Here is a 16,158-nt window from a genome sequence, read left to right as displayed (position 1 = left end):
CGGGCGGGCGGCCGAGCGCTTAGCGTCGATTCATGAGCACAGTTCCGCAGCGTTTCGAGATCCTGCTGGTGCCCGCGCACGTCGAGGACCGGGGTGGCGCCGCCGTGACGGACAGCGCCGTGCGCACCGCCGTCGTGGAGGCCACCGGGCGGCACGGCGAGTCGGGTTATCCGATCTACGAGGGCCATGGCATCAGGGCCGACATCGACCCCGAGACGCGCACCGTGGAGGCGCTGCTCGTCGACGGACGCGAGCTCGACTACGGCCTCACGGCCCTCGCCCGCCCGGCGGGACGCGACTGACCTGGGGCGTCCTGTCCCGAAGGGGCCCGTTGACAGGGCGCCCCGACGGGCAGAGACTCTGCGCGCGCCACGACGTGAGTGTTCAGGGCGAAAGTCCTGTCACCAGGCGAACAGAGTCGTTCCGAAGGTCACGTGGGAGAGAACCGATGAGCATCCGCGACGTCTACATCGTCGACGCCGTCCGCACCCCGATCGGGAAGTTCGGGGGCGCCCTCGCCCCGGTACGTCCCGACGACCTCGCCGGGCATGTCGTCCGGGCCCTTGTGGACCGTACTCCCGCGCTCGACCCGGCGCGCGTCGACGACGTCTACTTCGGCGACGCGAACGGCGCCGGCGAGGACAACCGCGACGTCGCGCGGATGGCCGTGCTGCTCGCCGGGCTGCCCGTCTCCGTGCCCGGCGTCACCGTCAACCGCCTCTGCGGCTCCGGTCTCGAGGCCGTCATCCAGGCGGCCCGCGCCATCGCCCTCGGCGACGCCTCCGTGGCGATCGCCGGCGGTGTCGAGTCGATGTCCCGCGCCCCCTGGGTCCTGCAGAAGCCCGAGCGGGCCTTCCCGGCGGGCCACCAGCAGCTGCACTCCACCACCCTCGGCTGGCGCATGACGAACCCGCGCATGCCCGCCGAGTGGACGGTCCCGCTCGGCGAGGGCGCGGAGCTGATCGCCGACAAGCACGGCATCACGCGCGAGCAGCAGGACGCCTTCGCGCTCGCCAGCCACCGCAAGGCGGCCGAGGCCTGGGCGAAGGGTCTGTACGACGACGAGGTGGTCCCCTACCCGGGGGTGGAGCTCGCCCGCGACGAGTGCATCCGCGACTCCACGTCCATGGCGGCCCTCGCCAAGCTGAAGCCCTCCTTCCGCCCCGAGGGGGGCACGGTCACGGCGGGCAACTCCTCCCCGCTCAACGACGGCGCCGCCGCGCTGCTGCTCGTCGACGAGGACGGGCTGCGCGAGACCGGCCGGGAGCCGCTCGCCCGGATCCGTACGTCCGCGGTCACCGGCATCGAGCCCCAGCTCTTCGGTCTCGGCCCGGTCGAGGCGGTCCGGCGGGCCCTGGAGAAGTCGGGTCGATCCTTCTCCGACCTGCGGACCTTCGAGCTGAACGAGGCCTTCGCGGCCCAGTCGCTCGGCTGCCTCGCGGAATGGCCGGAACTCGACCCCGAGATCGTGAACCCTCGCGGTGGAGCCGTCGCCATCGGTCACCCGCTGGGTGCCTCGGGCGCCCGCCTCGCCGGATCGGTCGCCCACCAGCTGGCGGCGGCCGGCTCGGGCACCGGCCTCGCCGCCCTCTGCATCGGCGTCGGCCAGGGCCTCGCCCTGGTCCTGGAGCGCTGAGCGCCCGGACAGCACGCGAGAGGGGTACGGGAGCGACTCCCGTACCCCCCTCGCGGTGGATCACTTCTGCTTGGCGTCCTCGACGGACTTGCGGACCTCGTCCATGTCCAGCTTCCGTGCCTGGCCGATGACGTCCTCGAGCGCGGCTTCCGGCAGGGCACCGGGCTGCGCGAAGATCGCCACGTTGTCGCGGACGATCATCAGCGTCGGGATCGAGCGGATCTCGAACGCCGCCGCCAGCTCCGGCTGCGCCTCGGTGTCCACCTTGGCGAACACCAGGTCCTCGTGGCGCTTGGAGGCCGCGTCGTAGACCGGGGCGAACTGACGGCAGGGACCGCACCAGGAAGCCCAGAAGTCGATCAGGACGAAATCGTTCCCACTCACGACCTCGTCGAAGTTGTCCTTGGTGAGCTCCACGGTGCTCATTGTTCCTACCTTTCGGGGATCTCCTGGCGGTGTCCTCACGGTCCCCTGGGGACTCGCCCGGCACAACGGCGTATCGAGCCGCGCTATTCCGCGCCGCTGAGCCAGACTGTCAGCCATGACACGAACGGTGGACAGCGAGCACGAGCACGAGTACGACGTGGTGGTCCTGGGGGCCGGCCCCGTGGGCGAGAACGTCGTCGACCGGGTGCGGGCCGCCGGCCTCAGTGCCGCGATCGTCGAGAGCGAGCTGATCGGCGGCGAGTGCTCGTACTGGGCCTGTATGCCCAGCAAGGCCCTCCTGCGTCCGGTGATCGCCCGCTCCGACGCCCGGAAGGTGGCGGGCCTGCGCGAGTCGGTCTACGGCCCGCTCGACGCCCTTGAGGTCTTCGCCCACCGGGACGAGGTCGTCGGCGACTGGACGGACGACGGCCAGGTGGACTGGCTCGACTCGATCGGCGTACGGATCTTCCGGGGCCACGGCCGTCTCCTCGGGCCCCGCCGGGTCGAGGTCGCGGGCCCCGAGGGCGAGCGTCACGTCCTCACCGCCCGCCACGCGGTCGCCGTCTGCACCGGCAGCCGCGCCGTCCTCCCCGATCTGCCCGGCCTGTCCGGGGCGCGCCCCTGGACCAGCCGCGAGGCGACCAGCTCCGACCGGGTGCCGGGACGGCTCATCGTGGTCGGCGGGGGAGTCGTCGGCGTTGAGATGGCGACCGCCTGGCACGCCTTCGGGTCGAAGGTGACGATGCTCGTACGGGGCGGGGGACTGCTGCCCAGGATGGAGCCCTTCGTCGGCGAGCACGTGGCCGCGGCCCTCACCGCGCGCGGCGCGGACATCCGTACCGGCGTCTCGGTCACCGCGGTCGTACGCGACGGCGGCACGGGACCGGTCACCGTGGTCCTGGAGGGCGGCGACCACGTCGAGGGCGACCAGGTGCTGTTCGCGACCGGCCGGGCCCCGCGCACCGAGCACATCGGCCTGGAGCACGTCGGCCTGAAGCCGGGCTCCTGGCTCGACGTCGACGACAGCCTCAAGGTCACCGGCACCGACTGGCTGTACGCCGTCGGGGACGTCAACCACCGCGCGCTCCTGACCCACCAGGGCAAGTACCAGGCCCGGATCGCCGGCGCCGCGATCGCAGCCCGCGCGAAGGGCACGGAAGCCCTGGACGAGTCGAGTTGGGGCGCGCACGCGGCCACCGCCGACCACGCCGCCGTACCGCAGGTGGTGTTCAGCGACCCCGAGGCGGCCGCCGTCGGGCTCTCGCTCGCCGAGGCGGAGCGGGCCGGCCACCGGGTCCGGGCCGTGGACCTCGACATGAGCCACGTCGCCGGGGCCGGGCTCTACGCCCAGGGCTACCAGGGGCACGCCCGGATGGTCGTCGACCTCGACCGCGAGGTGATCCTCGGCGCGTCCTTCGTCGGCCCGGGCATCGGCGAGCTCGTCCACTCGGCGACGGTCGCGGTCGTCGGCGAGGTCCCGATCGCCCGCCTGTGGCACGCCGTACCGTCGTACCCGACGCTGAGCGAGGCGTGGCTGCGCCTCCTTGAGGCCTACCGGGGCTGACGAGCCGTCAAGACGTGGCACCGCCCGGGACGTTGCCGGTGACGTTCGGTTCGCTGTCGGTACCGTCCGGGACGTCGCCGGTGCCGGAGGGATACGGGGTGATCAGCGCGCGTACCGCCGACCGGGCCACCTCCAGGGCGGGCCGCGGATCACGGCCGGACTCCTGGCTCAGGACGACCCGGGTGCTCAACCCGTCGAGCAGGGCCAGGAGTTCGGAGGCGCGCGCCCCGGCGTCGAGCGGGGCGAAGCGACGCCGCGCGACGCCCGCCGCCAGGAGCGCCTCCAGGTCCTCGTGCCACCCCCGGTCCAGCTCTTCCTGGGCCTCGCCGAGCGCGCTGTTGCCGGGGGTGCGGGCCCACAGTTCGATCCACAGGGTCCAGCGCGGATCGCGCGGCCCGCGCGGCAGATAGAGCCGCAGGAACCGGTCGAGCTTGCGCTCGGCCGTGATCCGCCGGGAGAGCAGCGCGCGGCGCTCCTCGGCCAGCGCGGCCTCGCTCCATCGGAGGGCCGCGAGCAGCAGCAGGTCCTTGCTGCCGAAGTAGTACAGGATGTGGCCGCCGCTCGTGCCGAGCCGCTCCGCGAGCGCCGACATCGTGAGCGAGGAGAGGCCGTCCTCGGCGATCGCCGTCATGGCCTCCTCCAGCATCCGTTCCTGGGTGACGTGCCCGTCCCGCCGTCGTGCCGCCCCTGCCACCGCCGCTGTCCCCGTTCCGTCGATCCACCGGTGCCTCTGCTGGATCGACCTTAATCGCAACCTCGAAGGTCTTGACGCGGCCGGAACCCATCGCACATCTTGAATGCCATTCAATAACTTAGAACGTCATTCAAGGCAGCGTTCGAGACGGCGTTCAGTCAGCGTTCACGGCAGCGTCCAGGACGACGCTCAGGATCAGGAGGTGCGGTGTGCTCGGACACGAGACGGCGCCCGGAACCACGGCGACCACGGCCCGCGACGAGGTGTTCCAGGTCGAGGAGCACGGGATCGACCCCATCCCCGACGCCGAACGGCACGGCAGCGCCAAGGACGTCTTCTGGCTCTGGTTCGGCTCGAACCTCACCTTCACCTACGTCATCAACGGCGCCCTCGCCGTCGCCTTCGGGCTCTCCTTCTGGCAGGCCACCGCCGTCGTCGTGATCGGCGGCCTCTCCTTCCTCGCCATCGGCGCCGCCGGCCTCAGCGGCGTCCGCACCGGCACCGCCACCCTCGTCATCTCCCGCGCCGCCTTCGGCCTGCGCGGCAACTGGCCGGCCGGTCTGCTCAACTGGATCGTCAGCATCGGCTACACCATCGTGAACACCGTGGTGGGCACCCTCGCCCTCGAAGCCTTCTTCGCCGACCTCGGCTGGAGCGGCGGCTCCACCACCCGCGCCCTCGCCCTCGGCGTCACCCTCGCGCTGACCTTCGCCGTCGCCCTCTGGGGCCACGCCACCGTCCAGTTCGCCGAACGCTGGATGGCGTACGTCCTCGCCGTCGGGTTCGCCGCCCTGCTCGTCCTCGTCCTGCCGGGCGCCGACACCTCCGCCCCCTCCGCCGCACCCGGCGCCGCCGGCTGGAGCCTCGCCTTCGTCGTGATGCTCGCCGGCCCCTTCTCGTACCTCCCCATGCCCGCCGACTACACCCGCTACCTGCCCCGCACGACCTCCCTCAAGGCCGTGACCTGGAGCGGAGCCCTCGGCGGCTTCGTCTCCTCCGTCGCCCTGGGGGTGGCCGGGGTGGCCGCCGCGACCCAGGTGGACATGACCGACGCCGTCGCCGGGACCGAGAGCCTGCTTCCCGGCTGGTTCCAGCCGCTCTTCCTCGCCCTGGTCCTCGGCGGGTCCGTCACCAACTCGATCATCACGCTCTACTCGTCGAGCCTGAACCTCCAGGTCCTCGGCATCCCCTGGACCCGGGCCCGCGCCATCGTCATCAGCGCCGCCGTGACGGCCGCCGGCTCCCTCGGCGCCCTCTTCCTCACCGACTTCACCACCTCGCTCCTCTCCTTCCTCTCCCTCCTGATCATCGTCTTCGCCCCCTGGGGCGGGGTCTTCCTCGCCGACATGGTGCTCCGCCGCTGCACGTACGACTCCGCCGGACTGCACGCGAGCACCGGCGGCGCCTACTGGTACCGCTCCGGCTGGCACCCGCCCGGCCTGATCGCGCTCCTCGCGGGCCTGCTCTTCTCGGCGCTGACCTGCGACTCCGAGCTGTGGACCGGCCCGCTCGTCGCCCCCCTCGGCGGCGCGAACCTCACGCTGCTCGGCGCGGGAGTCTCGGCGCTCGTGTACGTGCTCCTCGCGCGCCGGACGGTCGCACCGGTACATCCCTGAGCCCGGGCGCCCCGGAACCGACTGAACACCCCTCGTACGTACGTCACGGAGTCACCCCGCATGAACGGCACCACCACCCCGTCCTCCGCCCCCGCTCCGACCGCCGCCTCTTCCCCCGGCCTCTTCCCCGCCGACCTCCTCCTCACCGGCGCGCGGATCCACACCGTGGACCCCGCGCTCCCCGAGGCCGAGGCCCTCGCCGTCCGTGACGGCAGGATCGTCTGGATCGGCTCCGACGCGGAGGCCCGCGCCTGGGCCGGGCCCGGCACCCGGGTTCTCGACGCCGGCGGACGGCTCGTCCTGCCCGGCTTCGTCGACGCCCACAACCATGTCCGCCTCGGCTCCGACGACGCCTGCGTCCAGCTCGCCGGCGCCCGCACCCTCGACGCGATCCACGACCGCATCCGCGCCTGGCACGCCGCGCACCCCGGCGCAGAGTGGATCGAGGCCGAGGCCTTCGACTACTCCGCCGTCCCCGACGGGCGCATGCCCACCGCCGCCGACCTCGACCCGGCCACCGGCGACACCCCCGCCCTCGTCCTCAGCTACGACGTCCACACCGCCTGGCTCAACACCGCCGCCCTCCGCAGGCTCGGCGTCGACCGCGACCACACCGACCTCCCCTTCGGGCGGGCCGTCACCGACCCGGCGACCGGCGAACCCACCGGATTCGTCAAGGACTTCGCCGTCAAGGGGCTCTCCCGGGACGGTCACCGCGCCCTCCGCGAGCTCGGCGTCCCGTGGGCCGCGCCGGACCGGCAGTACGGCCGGCTCGCCAAGAGCCTCGACGACGCCATCGGCTTCGGCATCACCACCGTCGTCGAACCCCAGAACTCCCTCGACGACCTCGCCCTCTTCCAGCGTGCCCGCGCCGAGGGCCGCCTGCGCTCCCGGATCGTCGCCGCGCTCTTCCACCCGCGCGGCACGACCGACACCGACCTGGACGAGTTCCAGGCCGTGGCCGAGGAGTTCGCGGACGACCGGCTGCGGGTCGGACCGCTCAAGCTGTACATCGACGACGTCGTGGAACCCCGTACGGCCGCCCTCCTGGAGCCGTACGCGGGCTGCGCCCACCACCGCGGCGACACCTTCTACCCGCCCGAGGAGTTCGCCGAGCTCCTCACCCGGCTCGACGCGCGCGGCTTCCAGTGCTTCGTCCACGCCACCGGCGACCGGGGCATCCGGACCGTGCTCGACTCCGTCGAGCGGGCCCGCGCCGCCAACGGGCCACGCGACGCCCGTCACCAGATCGTCCACGTCGAGTGCCTCGACCCGGCCGACACCCCGCGCTTCGCCGAACTCGGCGTCGTCGCCTGCATGCAGCCCCGGCACGCCGCCCCGGACATCGCGGGACCGGGCCAGGACTGGGCCGAGAACGTCGGCCCCGACCGCTGGCACAAGGCCTGGCCGCTGCGCAGCCTGAGCGAGGCGGGCGCCGTCCTCGCCCTCTCCAGCGACTGGAACGTCGCCGAGATGGACCCCATGGTCGGCATCCACGCCGCCGTGACCCGCCGCCCGCCCGGTGGCGGGGAGGCGTGGACGGCGGGGGAGACGATCGACGTCGAGACCGCGGTCGAGGGCTACACGATGGGCTCGGCGTACGCCAACTTCCTGGAGCACGAGCGGGGTTCGCTGACCGTCGGCAAGCTCGCCGACTTCGTCGTGCTCTCCCGCGACATCCTGCGCATCGCCCCGGAGGAGATCCCGGGCACGGTGGCGGAGACGGTCGTGGTGGGCGGCGAGGTGGTCGTGGAGCGCTGAGCGGGGAGCGCGCCGGCCGGCACGACCCGGGCGGGCGGGGCCCGTCCCGGGTCGGGATCGCAGGGCGGTGGTGCCGGTCAGTGGCCGCCGCCCGCGGCCTTCACCGCCATCCGGCGCTCGAAGGTCCGGCCCGCGTCCCGTGACGCGTACACCCCGTCCCCGGTCGCGACGAACAGACGGCGGGCGTCCACGACCGTGAGCGCCTGCGGGGCCCCGCCCGGCACGGTGGAGACCCGGGTCCAGCCGGCGCCCCCGCCCGTACCGCGGAAGAGGACGCCGTCGGGATCGACGCCGAAGAGGGCGTCGGGGGCGCCCCACGAGAGGTACGCGAGGACCCGGCCCGCACCGGGCGCGAAGGTCCTGCCGCCGTCCGTACTGCGGGCCACCCCGGACTCGGTGGAGGCGAGGACCGTCGCCGGATCGGCGGGGGAGACGGCGATGTCGAGGGCGCGCAGCGCAGCGCGGTCGTCCCAGGTGACGCCGTCGGCGCTGACCCGGAGGAGCCCGTTCGCGCTGTCGTAGCCGTAGACGGTGGAGTCGCGCGCGGTGTCGAGGGCGTGGAAGTCGACCTTTCCGGCGAGCGACTTCTCCCGCCAGGTGCGCCCGGAGTCCGTCGAGGCGACGAGACCGAGGTCGGCGGGGCCGTCGGCACCCGGGGCCGGGTGACCGCTCGCGAGGAAGTCGCCGTCGGCCGTGACGGTGAAGCCCATGAAGTCGTCCCGGCGGTCGCCGACGGGGATCGGGGAGCCGTCGGCGTCGGGTGTGTAGACGCCCTGGTGGGTGGCGACGTAGAGGCTGTCGCCGCGCAGGCCGATCCCATGGATGTGGCTGAGGGCCGCGGCGGAGCCGGCACCGGGGGCCCTGCCGCCGGACGACTCGCCGTCTGACTCGCCGGACGTCGAACACGCGGCGAGGGCGAGGGCCAGGGACAGGGTGAGGGCGGCTGCGGTGGCCGCCGGGCGGGTGAAGTGCTTCGTCATCGTTCTTTCGCCTGGGAGCAGGGGTACGGCGGTGGGGCGGCCCGCCCCGAGGAGGGACGGGCCGCCCGTGGCGCGCGGACGTATCCGTGTGCCGTGTGCCGGGTGTACGGGAAGGGGGAGCCGGACCGGATCAGAGCCGGTCGAGGACCTTCTTCAGGGCGGCGACCTCGTCGGACTGGGTCCGTACGACGTCGTCGGCGAGCGCCTTGGCGGTGGGGTTCGCGCCGTTCTTCTGCTCGTCCTTCGCCATGGCGACGGCGCCGTCGTGGTGGGCGATCATGAGCTCGGCGAACTTGCGGTCGAAGGCCTTGCCCTTGACGGCGGAGAGGTCCTTCATGTCCTGCTCGGACATCATCCCGGCCATGCCGTGGCCGCCCCCGCCGCCGTGACCGGCGGACTCGGGCTTGCCCCAGCCCTTGAGCCAGGCCCGCATCTTCTGGATCTCGGGGTCCTGGGCCTGCTCGATCGCGGTGACCAGCTTCCTGACCTCGGGGTCCTCGGCGCGGCCCTCGGCGAGCTTCGCCATCTCCAGGGCCTGCTCGTGGTGGGGGATCATCATCTGGGCGAACATGACGTCCGCGTCGTTGAAGGCGCCGGGTGCGGCGGTCACGTCGGCGGAACCGGAACCGGAACCGGAACCGGAACCGGAGGCAGACGGGGTGGCCGGCGCGGAACCGGACGCGGAAGCGGAGGCGGACGCCGTGGCGGACGCTCCGCCGTGGTCCATTCCGCTCTTGCCGTCGTCCGTGCCGCAGGCGGTGAGCAGCAGCCCGGTCGCGGTGGCGGCGCCGACAAGGGCGAACGTCCTGGCGGTGCGATGGGTGAAGGAACGCATGGGTGATACCTCGTGTGCTGGTCGTACAGACGGACATGGGCAGGCCGAAGGCGTTCACGGGCAGCGCGAGGCGCCCGCGGTGGCGGTACGGCCTAGATCCGCAGGACGGACAGCTGGGCGAGGTCGGGAGGTAGGGGCGGGGGTGCGTGGGGCCCCAGCGCGGGCGTCAGCCGCGCGAGCAGCAGGGTGAGCCAGTCGGGGCGGCGGCCGAGCGCGGCCCTGACGAGCCCCGCGAACAGCCAGCCGGCGAGGACGGCCACGCACAGGGTGGTCATGTCCATCCCCGAACCCGGCTCGTGCCCCGCGTCGGTGTCGGTGTCGGCGCCCTCGTCACCGTGCGGGGCGACGGAGTGGTGGGCGGACGCCGAGCCGGTCCCCATGCCGCCGGCGGACCCCTCGGGGTGGCCGACGGCGTGCATCAGGAACACCCCGAGCGCGAGCACGACGACGAGCAGAAGGTGCGCCAGGGCACCTTCTGCTCGTCTGCGGCGTTCCGCTCGGTGTGTACGCATGGCCAGGACCTCCTGGCCGCCGAATATACCGGACGGGGGTATCAGGAGCGCGTCAGGCCGGCGGTGTCTCGCCCGCCATCGCGGCGGCCATCCGCAGGTGCGGCGCGGCCTCGTCTGCGCGCCCCAGGCGCTCCAGGGTGCGGCCCAGCATCAGTCGGGCGTAGTGCTCGACCGGGTCGCGCTCCAGGATCGCCCGCAGCTCGGTCTCGGCCCGGGAGAGCTGGGCGGAGTGGTAGTAGGCGCGGGCGAGAAGGAGCCGCTGGGCCGTCTGCTCCGGGTGCTCCGCGACCAGCCCGGTGAGGATGCGGACGGCCGTTCCGTACTCCTTCGCGTCGAAGAAGAGCCGGGCGCGGTCCCAGCGCTCGCCGGCCGTTCCGAACTCGTAGTACGTGTCGCTCACTTGCTCGCCCTTTCCCGAGGCCCGGATCTGCCACCCTGTGGGGTGGTCGACCACGTCAACACACCGAGATGGTTGAACATTCCACAATGGTTGCCGTCTCCGGACAGGAACAGGTTGAGCATGAGCAATCTTGATCGTCAGGCCGCGCTGACCGTGTGCGGCGGCCGCGGATTCGTCGTCGCCGAGCCGGTACGGGAACTCCTCAGCCCCCGTCACGTCCAGCTCGGTGAGTCGACCGAGGTCCGCCGACTGCTCCCGAACCTGGGCCGGCGGATGGTCGGGGCCTGGGCGTTCGTCGACCACTACGGCCCCGACGACATCGCCGACGAACCGGGCATGCAGGTCCCGCCGCACCCGCACATGGGACTCCAGACCGTCAGCTGGCTCCACGAGGGCGAGGTCCTGCACCGGGACTCCACCGGCGGCCTCCAGACCATCCGACCGCGCGAGCTGGGCCTGATGACCTCGGGCCGGGCCATCTCCCACTCCGAGGAGAGCCCGCGGCAGCACGCCCGCTTCCTCCACGGCGCGCAGCTCTGGGTGGCCCTCCCCGACGCCCACCGTCATGTGGAGCCGCACTTCCAGCACCACGCCGACCTCCCCCGGATCACGAGCCCGGGCCTCACGGCCACCGTGATCCTCGGCGAGCTCGACGGCGCCGCCTCGCCCGGCACGACGTACACCCCGATCATCGGCGCCGACCTCGCGCTCACCTCCGGCACGGAGACCCGCCTCCCCCTGGACCCCGACTTCGAGTACGCGGTCCTCGCCATGTCCGGCGAGGTCCACGTCGACGGCGTCCCGGTCCTGCCCGGCTCCATGCTCTACCTCGGCTGCGGCCGCACCGAGCTCCCCCTCCGCGCGGCCTCCGACGCCGGACTGATGCTCCTCGGCGGCGAACCGTTCGAGGAGGAGATCGTCATGTGGTGGAACTTCGTGGGCCGCACGGATGAGGAGATCCGCGAGGCGCGCGAGGACTGGACGACGGGCGCCCGCTTCGGCGACGTCAAGGGCTACGACGGCGACCCCCTGCCGGCCCCGGAGGTCCCGGCCGCTCACCTGAAGGCCCGGGGGCGCGTGCGCTGAGCCGGGTCTTCTCCCATCGGGTCGACGGGGGGCGAGGGGGCAGGTGGTGGGCTGGAGCGAGGCCGCTGAGCGCCTGCTCGACCTCCGGGCGGCGGACGCGCGGGGACGAACCGCCGCCGAGTTCCTCGCAGCCGCTCCGGAGGACGGCCGCCGGCTTCTCGCACGGGGGTCCCCGACCGTCCGGAGGGCCCCACCTGGGGGGTGTGGCGGGCGGACGGCGACCTCGCGGCGCTTGACGAGGCCGTCCTGGACGCCGTCTTCACCCAGTCCTCCGTCGGGCTGCACGTCCTCGACCCCGAGTTCCGCCTGGTCCGGGTCAACGCGTACGCGCTCGGCGTGCGCGGTCTCTTCGAGGACGACCTCGTCGGGCGGCCGGCGGCCGAGACCTACGGCCGGGCGGCATCCCCCTCCACGAGGACGTCCTCAGGGACGTGCTGCGCACCGGCAGGCCGGCGCTGGACGTGCTGAAACGCTCCCACCCACCGGCCGACCCCCTGCGCGAGCACATCTTCTCGGCCTCCGCCTACCGCCTCCACGACCGGACCGGGGAACCCTTGGGGCTTGTGGTGACCGCGACGGACGTCACCGAGCGGGAGCGGGCACGGAAGAGACTCGACCTGCTTCACACCGTGCGTGAACGGATCGGCACGAGCCTGGACCTGGGCCGGACAGCCACGGATCTGGTCGACGCGACCGTTCCGGCGTTCGCCGACCCGGCCCTGGTCGCACTCACCGACGCCCTCCTCGCGCGGCTCCACGACACCACGCTGCGGCTCACCCATGAGGCGAGCCCGAGGGCCGGAGTCGAGGACACCACGGCGAGCTGTACGTACGGGGTGCACGATCCGGTCAGCGGACGGATCGACGCGGCAGGCGCCGGCGCCTCCCTGTTCGCCGTCGTCCGGCCCGACGATTCGGTGGACATCGACCCGCTGGGCCGGACTCCGCTGCTGGGCGCCGAGGGGCCCCCGTTCGCCTACGCCACGCAGGTGATGCCGGAAGGGAGCATCCTGTGTCTCGTGTCGGCGGCCACGGCGGAGGGCCAGGGGCCGACGACGGAGCAGCTGGTGGCTGCTCTGGGCCACCCGGGTCGCGGACCGGAGAAGACGGCGGACGCCGTGGAGCAGTTGCTTGCCAGGGACCGCGTGCTCCTCGTCGCGAGGACGCTCCTCCTGCCCGAGAGCGATCTGGACGAATGGCCCGTCCTTCCGGACCCCTCGTCCGTCGGCACGTCGAGGAGTGCCTCACCCGGTGGGGCGTGGCCGTCGACGCCTTCGCGGTGTCGGTCGTCGTCAGTGAGCTCGTGACGAACGCCATCCGCTACGGAGCGGCACCGATCACCCTGCGACTGATCAGGGGCGAGCGCACACTGATCTGTGAGGTGACCGACGGCGCCCCGACCGCCCCTCATCTACGCCATGCCAAGGCCGTGGACGAAGGCGGGCGGGGCCTTCAGATCTGTGGCTCCCTGGCCGACAGCTGGGGTGTCAGATACGTCGGCGGGGGCAAGGCACTGTGGGCCGAGTTCGCCATCGAGGGGTGGGGACGGGCCTGGCAAGACACTTCCTAGGCGCTCCCTCCGCAGCCGGGCCACCTCGGCCGACCCCGCGTCCCGGGCGGGACCGAGACGCGCGCGGGGGTCGGTGAGCCACCTCCCCGGGAGGCGATGAGGTCCGCTCGGTTCTACACCTGCTCCGCCGTGGTGGCGGTGTCGTCGAGGAAGCCGCCCGACTGGTGCTGCCACAGCTTCGCGTAGGCACCCTCCGCGGCGAGCAGCTCGTGATGCGTGCCCTGCTCGACGATGCGTCCGCTGTCGAGGACGACGAGCCGGTCCATGGTGGCGACGGTGCTGAGCCGATGCGCCACCACGAGCGCCGTCCGCCCGTCCATGAGGCGCCAGAGCGCGTCCTGTACGAGGATCTCGCTCTCGGAGTCCAGGGCGCTGGTCGCCTCGTCGAGCAGCAGGATCGGCGCGTCGCGAAGAATCGCCCGCGCGAGGGCGACCCGCTGGCGCTGGCCGCCGGACAGCTTCACTCCGCGCTCTCCCACCATCGTGTCGAAGCCCTCGGGCAGCGTGTCGACGAACTCCGTGACGTGCGCCGCCTCGGCCGCACGGCGGATCTCGGCGTCCGTGGCATCCGGCCGGGCGAAGGCGATGTTCTCCCGCAGCGTGCGGTGGAACATCGCCGGGTCCTGCGGCACATAGGCGATCAGGCTGCGCAGCTCGGCCTGCCGCAGCCGGCTGATGTCCTGTCCGCCGATCGTGATCCGGCCGCCGTCGATGTCCGTCATCCGGAGCAGCAACCGGGTGAGCGTGGTCTTGCCTCCGCCGGACCGGCCGACGAAGCCCACCTTCGCACCGCTGGGTACGGCCAGTTCGAGGCCCTCGAAGAGCGGCTTCGCCCCCGCGTGGGCGAAGGTCACCTGCTCGAAGTGCACATCGGCGCCGTCGGAGAGGAGCGGTTCCGGCCTCTCCGGGTCCCGCACGGTCGGCGGGGTCAGCAGCAGTTCGGTGAACTGTGCGGCTTCCGTCATCGAGCTTTCCAGACGGCGGTAGATCTGGTTGAACTCGAACATGATGCGTGTGGCGTTGGAGTAGTAGGTGAAGGCGACGACGACGGCCTCCACTCCGTGTTCCCCCGCGCCGAGAGAGAGCGCGAGCACCAGGCCGAGGACGTTGGTCAGCACGGACATCGGTGCGATCAGCGTGTCGATGCGCAGGTTGCCGTAGTCCCACGAACGCAACGTGAGGCGGCGCGATTCGGCCACCCGGGAGCGGTGTTCGGCTGCCTCGCGTTCCTCTGCGGCGAACGACCGGACCGTGTCCATGTTCATCAGGCTGTCGGAGACGTGGCCCGACACCCGGGCGATCGCCTCCTCGCGTCGGTCGACGAGTGCCTGGCGGCGACGGATCAGGGGCCGTACGCACAGCGACGTGACCGCGATCATCGTCAGGAGACCGACCACGAGCAGGGGTTCGTACATCCACAGCACCACCGACGCGAACACCAGGGGCACGAACTTGCCCATCACCGAGAAGGTGAGCGTGTCGACGAACTCCTCGAACCGCGAGGCGAAGCTGAGGACCCGCTTGGTCAGCGAGCCGGCGAAGTTGTCGTGGAAGAAGGCGGCGTCCTTGGCGAACAGCGCGTCCATCCCGATCACGTACAGGTGCTCGATGCCGAGCGCGTCCAGCCGGTTCAGACAGTGCAGCCCGACGCGCCACAGCGCCTCGGCGAAGAGCAGCACACCGGCGAACCCGAGGACGTACGGCAGCATCGGGCCGATGCCATCCCCGATGCCACCTCCGGCGCCACCTCCGGAGTCCCCCGCGATGCGGCCGACGAGCTTGGCGACGATCAGCGGCACGATGTAGAAGATTCCGATGTTGCCCAGTGCCGGGAGCAGCATCGCGGGCACGGTCCACCACTTGAGGCGGGTCAGCTCCCGTGTGTAGAAGCGAAGCGCGAGGAGTACCGAGCCCCTGCCCGGCGAACTCTTGCGCGATTCGGGTGTTCCCATCCAATCCTGCCTTTCGGATCAAAGTGGACAGGATGGGCAGTTTTCCGTGTGGGGACGTATGCCGTCCAAGGGTTTTCTCGGCGTGCCTCCGGCAGAACCCCCTCGCGCCCCAGAGGTGTAACCGGCAGGAATTCCCCGACCGTTTGACAGGTCATCATGTGAGAAGCGAATGATCCCGGGCGCAGCGCCGACTCGCGCATCGACGCAGGCGTGGTCAGGCGGGGTGATGTGGTGCTCCACCGGGCGGAGGAACGCAACGCTTCCACCCGCCTGGCCCGACGGGCCTGCGCCGACGACGGTCAGGGGCTGACGTCCGGAGGCCATCGGCTGCTCATCGGGAGATGAGCCGCTCAGGAGGCCCGGCGCTCAGGAGCTGCTTCGCTCGGTGGAGCCGGCCCTCAGGAGCTGCTTCGCTTCATGTCGTCGCGCGCCTTCTGCGCGCTCTCGTGCACCCGCTCGATCGCCGCTCGGGCCTCGGCCGCCATCTGGTCGGCCTTGCCCTCCGCCTCCAGGCGCTCGTTTCCGGTGGCCCTCCCCGCCGCCTCCTTGACGGTTCCCTTGCCCTTCTGCACGGTGCTCTTGCGCATGATCGGGTTCCTTCCGTCGATTCCCGCGCCGGGTCCGCTTCCCTTCCAAGGGCCACTGCCCTTGATGCCGGGGTTCATGCGGCGTGCCCCGTGCGTGGCTGTGGGCGTCGACGGCTCGGCGGGGTCGCGTTCCGGCCCGCGCCGAGCGCGTTCAGTCCGCTCTCCGCCGCGCCGCCGCGCTCCTTCGGCGGGCCACCGCCCCCAGCAGCAGCCGCATCAGGCACACCGCGGTGACCACCCACACCGCGGCGAAGAGCCACAGCGGGGCGGACGACGAGGACGCGGCCGCGAGGAGGAACAGGGCCACGCACGCGATGCCGAGGACGGCGGTGAACCAGCCGAGGCGATGTCGCAGGACCCCGCCCCGGGTGCCTCCCGTGCCTGCCGTACCCGCGACGGTGTGTCCGAGCGAACGCAGCCTGCGATCGAGGGAGGCGTCGCCGCGAAGGCCCGCTTCGATCCCCTCGAGGATCTTCCGTTCCTGATCGGTGAGCCTGGGAAGCCTGGGATTGGGATCGTGCATGACGAACTCCCGTCGA

18 protein-coding genes are annotated in these 16,158 nt (G+C 72.2%); 9 read left to right on the top strand and 9 right to left on the bottom strand.

Annotated features, from left to right (window positions below; all coding sequences use genetic code 11):
- Positions 1-32: 32 nt before the first annotated feature.
- Together E0F75_RS05085 and E0F75_RS05080 are read left to right on the top strand one after the other, a co-directional pair.
- Positions 33-302, top strand: coding sequence for a hypothetical protein (locus E0F75_RS05085; protein ID WP_187621251.1), 270 nt, complete (start codon positions 33-35; stop codon positions 300-302).
- Positions 303-448: 146 nt separating this feature from the next.
- Entirely contained in the window at positions 449-1,636 is a 1,188-nt protein-coding gene (locus tag E0F75_RS05080) for a thiolase family protein (protein WP_187621250.1), read from the top strand.
- Between the two features lie 60 nt (positions 1,637-1,696).
- On the opposite strand, the gene trxA is transcribed toward E0F75_RS05080, so the two are convergent.
- Entirely contained in the window at positions 1,697-2,062 is a 366-nt protein-coding gene (trxA, locus tag E0F75_RS05075) for a thioredoxin (protein WP_055598530.1), read from the bottom strand.
- A 115-nt stretch (positions 2,063-2,177) separates the two neighbouring features.
- Between trxA and E0F75_RS05070 the strand changes: the two genes are divergently transcribed.
- Positions 2,178-3,626: an NAD(P)/FAD-dependent oxidoreductase gene (locus tag E0F75_RS05070; RefSeq protein WP_187621249.1), complete on the top strand. Its 1,449-nt coding sequence runs from the start codon at positions 2,178-2,180 to the stop codon at positions 3,624-3,626.
- A gap of 7 nt (positions 3,627-3,633) precedes the next feature.
- On the opposite strand, the gene E0F75_RS05065 is transcribed toward E0F75_RS05070, so the two are convergent.
- The gene (locus E0F75_RS05065; RefSeq protein ID WP_229312510.1) at positions 3,634-4,320 is read right to left on the bottom strand and encodes a TetR/AcrR family transcriptional regulator; all 687 of its coding nucleotides are present in this window, start codon (positions 4,318-4,320) and stop codon (positions 3,634-3,636) included.
- A 209-nt stretch (positions 4,321-4,529) separates the two neighbouring features.
- Between E0F75_RS05065 and E0F75_RS05060 the strand changes: the two genes are divergently transcribed.
- Together E0F75_RS05060 and E0F75_RS05055 are read left to right on the top strand one after the other, a co-directional pair.
- The gene (locus tag E0F75_RS05060; protein ID WP_187621248.1) at positions 4,530-5,936 is read left to right on the top strand and encodes a cytosine permease; all 1,407 of its coding nucleotides are present in this window, start codon (positions 4,530-4,532) and stop codon (positions 5,934-5,936) included.
- A 60-nt stretch (positions 5,937-5,996) separates the two neighbouring features.
- Positions 5,997-7,697: an amidohydrolase gene (locus E0F75_RS05055; RefSeq protein ID WP_229312509.1), complete on the top strand. Its 1,701-nt coding sequence runs from the start codon at positions 5,997-5,999 to the stop codon at positions 7,695-7,697.
- Positions 7,698-7,774: 77 nt separating this feature from the next.
- Here the strand turns inward: E0F75_RS05055 and E0F75_RS05050 are convergent, their stop codons facing one another.
- The 4 genes from E0F75_RS05050 to E0F75_RS05035 all read right to left on the bottom strand — a co-directional run bounded on the left by E0F75_RS05050 (position 7,775) and on the right by E0F75_RS05035 (position 10,424).
- Entirely contained in the window at positions 7,775-8,677 is a 903-nt protein-coding gene (locus E0F75_RS05050) for a F510_1955 family glycosylhydrolase (protein ID WP_187621247.1), read from the bottom strand.
- A gap of 130 nt (positions 8,678-8,807) precedes the next feature.
- The gene (locus E0F75_RS05045) at positions 8,808-9,512 is read right to left on the bottom strand and encodes a DUF305 domain-containing protein (RefSeq protein WP_187621246.1); all 705 of its coding nucleotides are present in this window, start codon (positions 9,510-9,512) and stop codon (positions 8,808-8,810) included.
- A 92-nt stretch (positions 9,513-9,604) separates the two neighbouring features.
- Complete coding sequence (locus E0F75_RS05040) at positions 9,605-10,024, bottom strand: DUF6153 family protein (protein ID WP_187621245.1); 420 nt, start codon at positions 10,022-10,024, stop codon at positions 9,605-9,607.
- 52 nt (positions 10,025-10,076) lie between these two features.
- Complete coding sequence (locus E0F75_RS05035) at positions 10,077-10,424, bottom strand: tetratricopeptide repeat protein (RefSeq protein WP_187621244.1); 348 nt, start codon at positions 10,422-10,424, stop codon at positions 10,077-10,079.
- A 120-nt stretch (positions 10,425-10,544) separates the two neighbouring features.
- Here E0F75_RS05035 and E0F75_RS05030 point away from each other — a divergent pair, with 120 nt between their 5' ends.
- The 4 genes from E0F75_RS05030 (at position 10,545) to E0F75_RS05015 (ending at position 13,080) form a co-directional block, all read left to right on the top strand.
- The gene (locus E0F75_RS05030; RefSeq protein ID WP_187621243.1) at positions 10,545-11,510 is read left to right on the top strand and encodes a pirin family protein; all 966 of its coding nucleotides are present in this window, start codon (positions 10,545-10,547) and stop codon (positions 11,508-11,510) included.
- Between the two features lie 201 nt (positions 11,511-11,711).
- Positions 11,712-11,978, top strand: coding sequence for a hypothetical protein (locus E0F75_RS05025; protein WP_187621242.1), 267 nt, complete (start codon positions 11,712-11,714; stop codon positions 11,976-11,978).
- Positions 11,912-12,817 carry a SpoIIE family protein phosphatase gene (locus tag E0F75_RS05020; protein WP_229312558.1) on the top strand — a complete coding sequence of 302 codons (906 nt, stop codon included), beginning with the start codon at positions 11,912-11,914 and terminating at the stop codon, positions 12,815-12,817. The genes E0F75_RS05025 and E0F75_RS05020 overlap by 67 nt, the downstream gene beginning before the upstream one ends.
- Positions 12,769-13,080, top strand: coding sequence for an ATP-binding protein (locus E0F75_RS05015; RefSeq protein WP_229312508.1), 312 nt, complete (start codon positions 12,769-12,771; stop codon positions 13,078-13,080). The genes E0F75_RS05020 and E0F75_RS05015 overlap by 49 nt, the downstream gene beginning before the upstream one ends.
- A gap of 113 nt (positions 13,081-13,193) precedes the next feature.
- Here the strand turns inward: E0F75_RS05015 and E0F75_RS05010 are convergent, their stop codons facing one another.
- From E0F75_RS05010 to E0F75_RS05000, 3 genes are all read right to left on the bottom strand, one after another.
- On the bottom strand, positions 13,194-15,032 hold the full coding sequence (locus E0F75_RS05010) for an ABC transporter ATP-binding protein (RefSeq protein ID WP_187621239.1): 1,839 nt from the start codon (positions 15,030-15,032) through the stop codon (positions 13,194-13,196).
- Between the two features lie 398 nt (positions 15,033-15,430).
- Complete coding sequence (locus tag E0F75_RS05005; protein WP_187621238.1) at positions 15,431-15,619, bottom strand: CsbD family protein; 189 nt, start codon at positions 15,617-15,619, stop codon at positions 15,431-15,433.
- A 151-nt stretch (positions 15,620-15,770) separates the two neighbouring features.
- Positions 15,771-16,142, bottom strand: coding sequence for a hypothetical protein (locus tag E0F75_RS05000; protein ID WP_187621237.1), 372 nt, complete (start codon positions 16,140-16,142; stop codon positions 15,771-15,773).
- Positions 16,143-16,158 lie beyond the last annotated feature (16 nt).

It is taken from the genome of Streptomyces sp. CB02980, assembly GCF_014451325.2.
In the GTDB taxonomy this organism is placed as follows: domain Bacteria; phylum Actinomycetota; class Actinomycetes; order Streptomycetales; family Streptomycetaceae; genus Streptomyces.
Note: the sequence above shows the minus strand (reverse complement) of the source record. Positions and strands in the feature narration are given on the sequence as shown.

What these genes read in the sequence shown, in the direction of transcription:
- E0F75_RS05085 (WP_187621251.1), top strand. Translation starts at nt 33, where the DNA reads ATGAGCACAGTTCCGCAGCGTTTCGAGATCCTGCTGGTGCCCGCGCAC.
- E0F75_RS05080 (WP_187621250.1), top strand. Translation starts at nt 449, where the DNA reads ATGAGCATCCGCGACGTCTACATCGTCGACGCCGTCCGCACCCCGATC.
- trxA (WP_055598530.1), bottom strand. Translation starts at nt 2,062, where the DNA reads ATGAGCACCGTGGAGCTCACCAAGGACAACTTCGACGAGGTCGTGAGT.
- E0F75_RS05070 (WP_187621249.1), top strand. Translation starts at nt 2,178, where the DNA reads ATGACACGAACGGTGGACAGCGAGCACGAGCACGAGTACGACGTGGTG.
- E0F75_RS05055 (WP_229312509.1), top strand. Translation starts at nt 5,997, where the DNA reads ATGAACGGCACCACCACCCCGTCCTCCGCCCCCGCTCCGACCGCCGCC.
- E0F75_RS05050 (WP_187621247.1), bottom strand. Translation starts at nt 8,677, where the DNA reads ATGACGAAGCACTTCACCCGCCCGGCGGCCACCGCAGCCGCCCTCACC.
- E0F75_RS05045 (WP_187621246.1), bottom strand. Translation starts at nt 9,512, where the DNA reads ATGCGTTCCTTCACCCATCGCACCGCCAGGACGTTCGCCCTTGTCGGC.
- E0F75_RS05040 (WP_187621245.1), bottom strand. Translation starts at nt 10,024, where the DNA reads ATGCGTACACACCGAGCGGAACGCCGCAGACGAGCAGAAGGTGCCCTG.
- E0F75_RS05030 (WP_187621243.1), top strand. Translation starts at nt 10,545, where the DNA reads ATGAGCAATCTTGATCGTCAGGCCGCGCTGACCGTGTGCGGCGGCCGC.
- E0F75_RS05010 (WP_187621239.1), bottom strand. Translation starts at nt 15,032, where the DNA reads ATGGGAACACCCGAATCGCGCAAGAGTTCGCCGGGCAGGGGCTCGGTA.
- E0F75_RS05005 (WP_187621238.1), bottom strand. Translation starts at nt 15,619, where the DNA reads ATGCGCAAGAGCACCGTGCAGAAGGGCAAGGGAACCGTCAAGGAGGCG.
- E0F75_RS05000 (WP_187621237.1), bottom strand. Translation starts at nt 16,142, where the DNA reads ATGCACGATCCCAATCCCAGGCTTCCCAGGCTCACCGATCAGGAACGG.